This is a genomic window from Pseudomonas sp. PAMC 25886, assembly GCF_000242655.1.
GTDB lineage: Bacteria > Pseudomonadota > Gammaproteobacteria > Pseudomonadales > Pseudomonadaceae > Aquipseudomonas.
In genome coordinates this window covers 1-9,024 of record NZ_AHHC01000076.1, presented here as the reverse complement: position 1 = coordinate 9,024, position 9,024 = coordinate 1, and the positions used below count along the sequence as shown (strand labels likewise).

The window sequence follows — 9,024 nt, the reverse complement described above, 5'->3', positions numbered from 1 at the left end:
GCCTTGGCAGTCTCAGATCCGTATACGCGGGAGTTGTTGATGGCTGAGGCGATCTGATTCGTGGAAGCTTTTGGGGTACATATCCGTTATTTAGGTAACGGCCGCTTATGGTTTCGCTCTTACAGCGACTCACTTTGGAAAAGCCCCAAAGTAAGCAAAGGGCTCTGCCCCGCCTGTCGGCACCTCGCTAAGGCTCGGTGTTCCCTCACTCCGGCATTGCTCCGCGGGCCGCCGCGACGGGGCGTCCCTGCCCCGTCGCGGCCTAAACCGGCGTCCTGCCGGTTTACCCGCTCCTCAATCCCTGCGTTCGGCCTCGGGCTGATTGGGGCAGTCAGAGCCAGATCAAGATCAAAAGCAAGAGCACAGCGGCCTACAGGCCGGCTTGAGTGGTAGAAGCCAGAGCAAAAGCCAAAGCGAAAGCCAAATCTGAAACTGATGCAGCTCTGCTTTTCTGTGGGAGCTGGCTTGCCTGCGATGCAGACACCTCGGTTTTTCAGGTGCACCCAGTTGATGCTATCGCAGGCAAGCCAGCTCCCACATTTGACCGTGCCCGCTCTGGCTTTAGATTTTGATGTTGCCTTTGCTTCACACCACTCAAGCCGGCCTGTAGGCCGCTGTGCTGTTGATCTGCTTTTGATCTTGATCTTAGGCGCCCCGTTAAACCACGCTGGCCGAACGCAGGTAGTACGGAGCGGGTAAACCGGCAGGACGCCGGTTTAGCCGCGACGGGGCAGGGACGCCCCGTCGCGGCGGCCCGCTTCGTGCTGCCGGAGTGAGGGCACACCGAGCCTAGGCGAGGTGCCGAGTGGTGGGGCAAGAGCCTTTTGGTTACTTTTGGGCTCCTTTCAAAAGTGACCCGCTGTAAGAGCGGAACCAATTTAAGCCATCACCCAAATAACGGATATTCACCCCCAAAGCCTACCGCTCAATCGACCGACTCCACCGCGCATTCCACTCCGGCCGCGCCTGGTTCACCTGGTCCCAGTCAATCGAAATCGCCGTCTGCAAATAACGGTTCATGGCCTCCACCCGCGCCCGGGTTTTGTCGGTCGTCGGCGTAGTAGGGTTCGAAGGAATCTGATCCCCCAATTCCAGCGCCGGTGCCTGAGCCTCAGCGGTCAACAAGAACTGCGCCAGTTTCTGCGCCAACTCCGGCTGGTCATTCCGCGCAATCACGCACTCCGCCACGTTCAACACCACCGCGCCTTCCTTCGGCTGCGCATACTCCATCGGCACACCCAACAACTGCTGGGTGGTCACCTGCGTCGGCGTCAGCGGAAAGATCGCCGCCTCATCCGTCTGCACCATCTCGGAAATCTTCGCCGAACTGGCGATGTATTCCAGCACGTTAGGCCCAACCGTTTTCGGCCAGGCCTTGAACCCCGGCTCCACGTTGGTCTCGCTGCCGCCCTGAATCCGGTTGAACATCAGGAACCCGTGCAGCCCAAAGGTGGAGGAGGCCAGGGACTGGAACACCACCTTGTCCTTGAAGCGCGGGTCTGCCAAATCCATCCACGACGTCGGCGCCGCCCAGCCCTTTTCCTTGAACATCTTGGCGTTGTAACCCAACCCGGTCACCCCGAGCGTCACCGCAACTGCCTCTTCCTTGATTTTGGCCTTGGCCGGAATCTGGTCCAGGGTCGGGTTGGGCGTGAGCTTCTCGCACAGCCCCATGGAGATCGCGCGGTACATGATGCCGTCATCGAGGAACATCACGTGCATCTGCGGGTTGTCCTTGTTGGCCTGCACCTTGGCGAGGATGTCCGACGAGGTGCCGGGCACGATCACTACCTTGACGTTGTTGGCCTTCTCGAACGCGGGCAGCACTTTGTCGGCGTAGACCCGTTCCATGGTGCCGCCGTTCATGCCCAGGTACAGCGTCGGTGCGGCGTGGGCCGCCGTGCTCAACAGGGTGAGGCACAGGCAAGACAGCGCAGTACGTTTGATCATGTGCATAAATCTTCCTCTCAGACTTGGAAACGACGGATGGAAAACGCTTCGATGGGTTGCCGGCTGGCCCCCGCGCAGACGATCTCTGCCAGGGCTTCACCGACCGCAGGGCCGAGCTGGAACCCGGCGCCGGCAAAGCCGAATCCGTGGAGCAGGCCGGGTTGGGTGCTGCTGTCGCCGATCACCGGTTCGTGGTCGGGCAGGTAACCTTCGGTGCCGCTCCAGGTACGGATCGCCTGGGCACCTTTGAGGAACGGGTACAGCTCGCCGGCGTTGCGCAGGATCTCCAGCACCGCCGCCTGGCCCGGGCGGGCCTGTTGCGGGCCCAGGGCAAAGCCGCGACCGCCACCGAGGATGCAATTGCCCCGGGCGACTTGCCGCGCATAAATCCCGCCGCCTTCGACGCCGGTGCTTACGTCCATCACCACCGGCAGCGGCTCGGTGACCAGCATGGCCGGGTGCGCCGAGGTCATCGGCACCGGCTCGCCAAACTGCGCGGCCACGGTGCCGGCCCAGGCGCCGGCGCAGTTCAGCAGCCAGGGGGCTTGCAGCTGCAGCCCATTGGTACAGCGCAACTGAAACCGCTGGCCGTCATGTTCGAGATGGGTGACTTCGGTTTGCTCCATCACCCGGGCACCATGCCGTTGCGCGGCGCGGGCAAAGGCGGGGGAGACCAGGCGCGGATTGGCATGCCCGTCTTCAGGGCAGAGTGAGGCACCCACCGCCACATCGCCTACCCACGGGAACCGGGCGCGCAGTTGAGCGTGATCGAGCATCTGCAGGCCCAGGCCAAATCCCCGGGTGGCGTCGGCGTAAGCTTGCAGGGCGGCCAGGTCTTCGTGGCTGCGGGCCAGTTTCAAATGCCCGGAGCGCACGTATTCGCCGTCGATGCCGATCAATCCCGGCAGGTCGGACCACAGTTCATGGGAACGTTGCGACAATGGCAATTGATGCAAGGGACGACCCTGGCGCCGCACGCCGCCATAGTTCACGCCGCTGGAATGGGAGCCGCAGAAATCCCGCTCCAGCAGCACCACGCGCCGGCCTTTTTGCGCCAGCATCAAGGCCGCCGAAGCGCCGACAATCCCGCCGCCCAGCACGATCACTTCGCTGTCGATCATGGCTGCACCTCCACACCAAACGGCAAGGGTTTGATCGGGGCCTGGCCCCGCAGGCGGCCAACGTTTTCAATCTCGCGCCCACTGCGCTGGGCAATGATCTCTGCTGCCGCCAAACCACACATCCGGCCCTGGCAGCGGCCCATGCCGACCCGGCAATGGGCCTTGACCCGGTTCACTTCCCAGTGACCTTCATCCACCACCGCGCGCACTTCACCGACGCTGACTTCTTCACAGCGGCACAGGATCAGGTGATCCGGGGCTTCAGCGGCCCAGTTTTGCGGGAACGGAAAGGCGGTTTCCAGGCCATGGCGAAAGCGCTGGATGCCTGCCAGTTGCTGCTCCAACACAGGCCCGCGACGGTGGTCGATGGCAATGCCGGTATCTTCCAGCAGCGCCAATGCCGCTCGCTCGCCGGCCATCTGCGCCGCATCGGCGCCCATGATTCCGGCACCGTCGCCCGCCAAATACACGCCCGCGACACTGCTGCGCCCGGCCGCATCCCGCTCGGGCAACCAGGCGCGGTTCAACGCATTCCAGGCAAACTCACAGCCGAGCAAATCCGCCAGTTGGGTCTCGCTGCGCAGGGCGTGGGCGAAGGCCACGGCGTCACAGGCAATCTCCTGATCATCCCAGTGGATGCCTGTCACTCGCTGCTCGCCCTCAACCCGCGACAGCGTTGCACCCTGATGCACCGGGATGCCATGGGCCGTGAGCCAGGCGCGGTAATACAGACCCTTGGCCAGCGTCACCGGTTGGCCGAGCAGCGCCGGCAAGGCCCGGCATTGGGCGCTGAACGGTGCACTGTCGAGCACCGCCACCACCTTCGCCCCGGCCTTCGCGTATTGATACGCCACCAGGTACAGCAACGGCCCGCTGCCGCAAAACGCCACGCGTTCACCGATGGCGCAGCCTTGGTACTTCAGGGCAATTTGCGCAGCGCCCAGGCTGTACACACCGGGCAGCGTCCAGCCCGGCACCGGCAGGATACGGTCGGTGGCGCCGGTGGCGACGATGATCTGCGAATACTCGAGGCTTTCGGCGTGGCCGTGATTGAGCATGTCCAGGCGGCCATTTTCGGCGTTCCACACCAGGGTTTCCGGCCGGTAATCGATCTGCGTGGCCAGCGCGTCCATGGTGCGATGCAGCGCCGTCGCCTTGTCCGCTTCAAAGCCATACAACTGCTTGGCCGAGCGCTGGAAATTCGCCGGTTGGCGCCGGTAAATCTGCCCGCCACCGCGCAGGCTTTCGTCCACCAAAACCGGGGTTACACCATGATCGAGCAAGGTCCGTGCTGCGGTAATGCCCGCCGGGCCTGCGCCCACTATCACCACTGGATTCATGCCTGGCGCCCCGGATCACGACGAATCGCCTGGCCGTCTTCCAGCAACGTCGAACAGGCGCGTACCCGCCGCCCATCTTCCAGCCGCACCCAGCAATCCTGGCAGGCGCCCATCAGGCAGAAGCCGGCGCGGCGCTCGGCGCTGAAATCACTGCCCCGCAGATGCTCGGCGCAGGTCAATACGGCGGTCAGCAAGGTGTCCCCGAGCAAGCCCGTGGCAGGCTGCCCGTCGAGGGTGAACGCCAGGGTGGGCCGCTCGGTTTCGGCCAATCGTTTGAACAGAGCCATCAATGCTTCCCTACCAACACGCGATCCAGGCCGTAGACCCGGTCCAGCAAAATCATCGCCGCCGCCGTCAACGCAATCACCAGCGCCGAGACGGCCGCCATCATCGGGTCGATGGATTCGGTGGCGTACACGTACATGCGCACCGGCAAGGTTTGGGTGGCCGGCGAGCTGACAAAAATCGACAGGGTGACTTCATCGAAGCTGTTGATGAACGCCAGCAACCAGCCACCGGCCACGCCGGGCAAAATCATCGGCAAGGTGATTTGGCGAAACAGCGTGAAGCGGCTGGCCCCCAGGGATTCGGCGGCCTGCTCGGCGCTGCGGTCAATGCCGATGGCGGCGGCCAATACGAGGCGCAGCACGTACGGGGTGATGATCACCACGTGGGCCAGCATCAACCAGGTAAAGCTGCCGTTGACGCCCATCATGGCGAACAGGCGCAGCATCGCCACCCCCAGCACCAGGTGCGGGATGATGATGGGTGACAAAAACAGTGCGCTGAAAAAGTTGCGGCCGGGGAACTGGTAGCGACTGATCGCCAGCGCCGCCGGCACTGCAATCAATGTCGCCAGGGTGGCGGCAACGAACGCCAGGACCAGGCTGTTATAGAACGCCTGGATAAAATCCGCGCGTTCGAACACCGCATGAAACCAGCGCAGGGAGAAGCCCGAAGTGGGCAGGCTCAAGGTGTTTTCCGGGGTGAAGGCCACCAGGCAGACCACCACCAGCGGCGCCATCATGAACAGCACCACCAGGCCGTGAAAGCCCAGGGCCAAAGGACCGTTTCTGGACATCGTCTTATACTCCCAGGGACTTTTTGTAGCGGCCTTCGACCATGCGGTTCCAGCTCAGCATGATCAGCAGATTGACCAACAGCAGCACCACCGCGATGGTCGCGCCCATGGGCCAGTTGAGTTCCGAGAGGTATTGGTCGTAGACCACCGTGGCGACCATCTTCAGCCGGCGTCCGCCCAACAGGCCGGGGATCGCGAAGGAGCTGGCGGCCAGGCCGAACACGATCAGCGTGCCGGAGAGCACACCGGGCATCACCTGCGGCAACACGATCTTGCGCATCACCGTGGCCTGGCTGGCACCGAGGGACAACGCCGCCTGTTCCGCCGACGGGTCGAGCTTTTGCAGGGAGGTCCACACCGGGATGATCATGAACGGCAGCATCACGTGCACCAGTGCGATGATCACCGCGAACGAGGTGTACAGCAGCTTCACCGGCTTGCCGCCGAGAGCCTGGATCATCTGGTTCACCAGGCCGTCGGCCCCCAGCAGGAGGCTCCAGCCAAACGCCCGCACCACCACTGAAATCAGCAGCGGGGTGAGGATCAGGATCAGGAAAATCGAGCGCCACGGCGTGCCCATGCGGCTGAGGATGTAAGCCTCGGGCACCCCGATCACCACGCACAGCAGGGTCACCAGGGCGCTGATCCAGAAGGTGCGCCAGAAGATTTCGTAGAAGTACGAATCGCTGAACAGCGACAGGTAATGGGCGAATGTCCACTCATCAGCCTTCACCCCCACCTGATAGTCGAACACGTTGAACGACAGCACCAGCGTCAGGCCCAGGGGCAGAATCAGCAGCCCGAAAAACAGCACCAGAGCGGGCAGCGACAACAGGTAGCCACGGCTCATGCGTGCACCTCATCGGCGGCCAGCACCCGCAGCAGGCTCGACTCCCAGTCCAGGCCCACCGCCGCGCCACAGCCCAAAGGTGCGCTGCCGTCGTTGCGGCGCACCACGGTCAGCTCACCGATGTCGGTCTTGATGCGGTACAGCCATTGGCTGCCAAAGAAGTAACTGTCGAGGATCTTGCCTTGCAGGCGACCGCTGCCTGCGGCCACCAGGTCGATTTTTTCCGGGCGCAGGCTCAGGGTCAGTTCTCCGTGGCCGGGCTCGAAACGTACTTGCGGGGCGCCGAGTTGATCGAAGTCGCCCGCCAGCAGGTTGGCCTTGCCGACAAAGTCCGAGATAAAGCGCGTGCGCGGGTGCTCATAGAGCTTGTAGGGGGCGTCGATCTGGGTGACGCGTCCGGCCTGCATCACCACCACGCGGTCGCTGATGGACAACGCTTCGGCCTGGTCGTGGGTGACCATCAAGGTGGTGATCCCGACTTCGCACTGGATACGGCGGATTTCGAACTGCATCTCCTCGCGCAGGTTGGCGTCGAGGTTCGACAGCGGCTCGTCCAGCAGCAACACCGGCGGCTCGATCACCAAGGCGCGGGCCAGGGCCACGCGCTGGCGCTGGCCGCCGGAGAGTTCCCGCGGGTAGCGTTCGGCGTGGGGCGCCAGGCGCACCAGTTCCAGCACAGTCTTGACGCGGCTGGCGATCTCGCCGGCGGGCACCTTGCGCATCTTCAGGCCGAAGGCGACGTTGTCGGCCACGGTCATGTGGGGGAAGAGGGCGTAGCTCTGGAACACCACGCCCAGGCCGCGGCTGGCGGGTTTGGCGTGGGTGATGTCGCGGCCATCGAGGAGGATCTGCCCACCCGTGACGTCGACGAAGCCGGCGATCATTTGCAAGGTGGTGGTCTTGCCGCAGCCCGAGGGGCCGAGCAGGGACACGAATTCGCCTTTTTCCACCGCAAGATCAGTGGCGACCACCGCGTCGACGGCGCCGTAGCGTTTGCTCAAGGCGTTGAGTTGGAGAAAAGCCATGTCTGCGTTCCACCTTTTTGAGTCGCGTCGAAACGCGCTTTTTTGTTTTGGGCAGATGCGAAAAGGGTGTTGCGGGTGCGGTGGCGCTCGATCTTGAGTCGGCTGCCGTTAGTTGTTCATTTCGCCCCTGTGGACGCAGATTAGGGCGAAAGACTAGGATGGCGGAAGATGGAATTTCACTGAACAGAGTACTTTTTTCAGTTTCATTCACTGATCAGAATTTTGTGTGAGATATCGGCGTATGGATTCCACTGAGCGGAATGAAAGTGTCAAAGAAGTCGGCGCCGGTGGCGTCTCACGGCTGTTTGCGTTGCTGCGCATTCTGGGCGCGGCGCCGGACGGGGGTGAACGGGTGACGCAACTGGCGCAGCAGGTGGGGTTGTCGCAACCCACCACCCACCGGTTGCTGCGCAGCCTGATGGACGAGGGCATGGTGGAGCAGGATGGGCGCAGCAAGCGCTATCGCCTGAGCCTGGAGTTCTTTGCGCTGGCGGCGAATGCGGGCAACACCGGCAACCTGCGGGACCTGGTGCGGCCGAGCATGCTGCGGCTCAGTGCGTCGTTGGGGGATTCGTTGTTTCTGCTGGCGCGCAGCGGGTTTGATGCGATCTGCCTGGACCGCAGTGAAGGGCCGTACCCGATCCGTACGTTTACCGGTGACATCGGCGGGCGTGTGGCGTTGGGCGTGGGGCAGGGCAGTTTGGCGATCCTGGCGTTCCTGCCGGAGGAAGAGCGCGAGACGGTGATCCGCTACAACTTGCCGCGGCTCAAGGATTTTCACCTGTACGACGAGGTGTTTTTGCGTTCGGAGGTGGAGAGTGTGCGGCGGTTGGGGTATGCGGCGCGCAATACGGGGGTGCTGGAGGGCATGGCCGGGTTGGCGGTGCCGATTCTCGACCGCAATGGGCATGCGGTGGCGGCGCTGAGTGTGGCGACCATCAGCGACCGGTTGGGGCCGGGGAGGTTGCCGACGGTGGTGGAATTGCTGAAGCGCGAGGCGGCGGCGATCGGGCCGAAGATCAATCCGTTTGACCCGACTTTGCGTCGGCCTTCGCAGATCTTTGGTGGGTAGCGGGTGTTGGCCGCAATCGAGATCAACGGGGGGGGAGTACATATCCGTTTCTTCGGTAACGGCGGCTTATGGTTTCGCTCTTACAGCGACTCACTTTGGAAAAGCCCCAAAGTAAGCAAAAGGCTCTGCCCCGCCTGTCGGCACCTCGCCTAGGCTCGGTGTTCCCTCACTCCGGCGATGCTCCGCGGGCCGCCGCGATGGGCCATCCTTGGCCCAGCGCGGCTAAACCGGCGTCCTGCCGGTTTACCCGCTCCGCACCACCTGCGTTCGGCCTCGGGCTTATTGGGGCAGTCAGAGCCAGATCAAAAGCAAGAGCACAGCGGCCTACAGGCCGGCTTGAGTGGTAGAAGCCAGAGCAAAAGCCAAAGCGAAAGCAGAGCTGCTTTTCTGTAGGAGCCGGCTTGCCGGCGATGGCATCACCTCGGTGTGTCTGATGTACCGAGTTGTCTGCATCGCAGGCAAGCCAGCTCCCACATTTGACCGTGCCCGCTCCCCCCGGTGTCAGGGTAGTTGTCGCGTCCACCGCTTTTTGAACACATTTCGGGGGCGGCAAGAGTATGGTCATGCCTTTCTACTCAGATGAAC

Annotated in this window: 8 protein-coding genes; 1 reads left to right on the top strand and 7 read right to left on the bottom strand. The window is 63.1% G+C overall.

Features of this window, described 5'->3' with window-relative positions:
* Positions 1-918: 918 nt before the first annotated feature.
* From MUM_RS0124805 to MUM_RS0124775, 7 genes are read right to left on the bottom strand one after another with little or no spacing between them, the layout of a single operon-like run.
* A complete protein-coding gene (locus MUM_RS0124805) occupies positions 919-1,950 on the bottom strand; it encodes an ABC transporter substrate-binding protein (protein ID WP_010175270.1) in 1,032 nt (343 codons plus the stop codon).
* Positions 1,951-1,967: 17 nt separating this feature from the next.
* Positions 1,968-3,071: an NAD(P)/FAD-dependent oxidoreductase gene (locus MUM_RS0124800; RefSeq protein WP_010175269.1), complete on the bottom strand. Its 1,104-nt coding sequence runs from the start codon at positions 3,069-3,071 to the stop codon at positions 1,968-1,970.
* Positions 3,068-4,411: an FAD/NAD(P)-dependent oxidoreductase gene (locus MUM_RS0124795; RefSeq protein ID WP_010175268.1), complete on the bottom strand. Its 1,344-nt coding sequence runs from the start codon at positions 4,409-4,411 to the stop codon at positions 3,068-3,070. The genes MUM_RS0124800 and MUM_RS0124795 overlap by 4 nt, the downstream gene beginning before the upstream one ends.
* Positions 4,408-4,698 carry a (2Fe-2S)-binding protein gene (locus tag MUM_RS0124790; protein ID WP_010175266.1) on the bottom strand — a complete coding sequence of 97 codons (291 nt, stop codon included), beginning with the start codon at positions 4,696-4,698 and terminating at the stop codon, positions 4,408-4,410. Before MUM_RS0124790 ends, MUM_RS0124795 begins: the two co-directional genes overlap by 4 nt.
* Positions 4,698-5,492 (bottom strand): ABC transporter permease, encoded by a 795-nt coding sequence (locus MUM_RS0124785; RefSeq protein WP_010175265.1) that lies wholly within the window; start codon positions 5,490-5,492, stop codon positions 4,698-4,700. Before MUM_RS0124785 ends, MUM_RS0124790 begins: the two co-directional genes overlap by 1 nt.
* Before the next feature lie 4 nt (positions 5,493-5,496).
* Positions 5,497-6,342: an ABC transporter permease gene (locus tag MUM_RS0124780; RefSeq protein WP_010175264.1), complete on the bottom strand. Its 846-nt coding sequence runs from the start codon at positions 6,340-6,342 to the stop codon at positions 5,497-5,499.
* Complete coding sequence (locus tag MUM_RS0124775) at positions 6,339-7,367, bottom strand: ABC transporter ATP-binding protein (RefSeq protein WP_010175263.1); 1,029 nt, start codon at positions 7,365-7,367, stop codon at positions 6,339-6,341. Before MUM_RS0124775 ends, MUM_RS0124780 begins: the two co-directional genes overlap by 4 nt.
* 241 nt (positions 7,368-7,608) lie before the next feature.
* Between MUM_RS0124775 and MUM_RS0124770 the strand changes: the two genes are divergently transcribed.
* Positions 7,609-8,439 carry an IclR family transcriptional regulator gene (locus tag MUM_RS0124770; protein WP_010175261.1) on the top strand — a complete coding sequence of 277 codons (831 nt, stop codon included), beginning with the start codon at positions 7,609-7,611 and terminating at the stop codon, positions 8,437-8,439.
* Positions 8,440-9,024 lie beyond the last annotated feature (585 nt).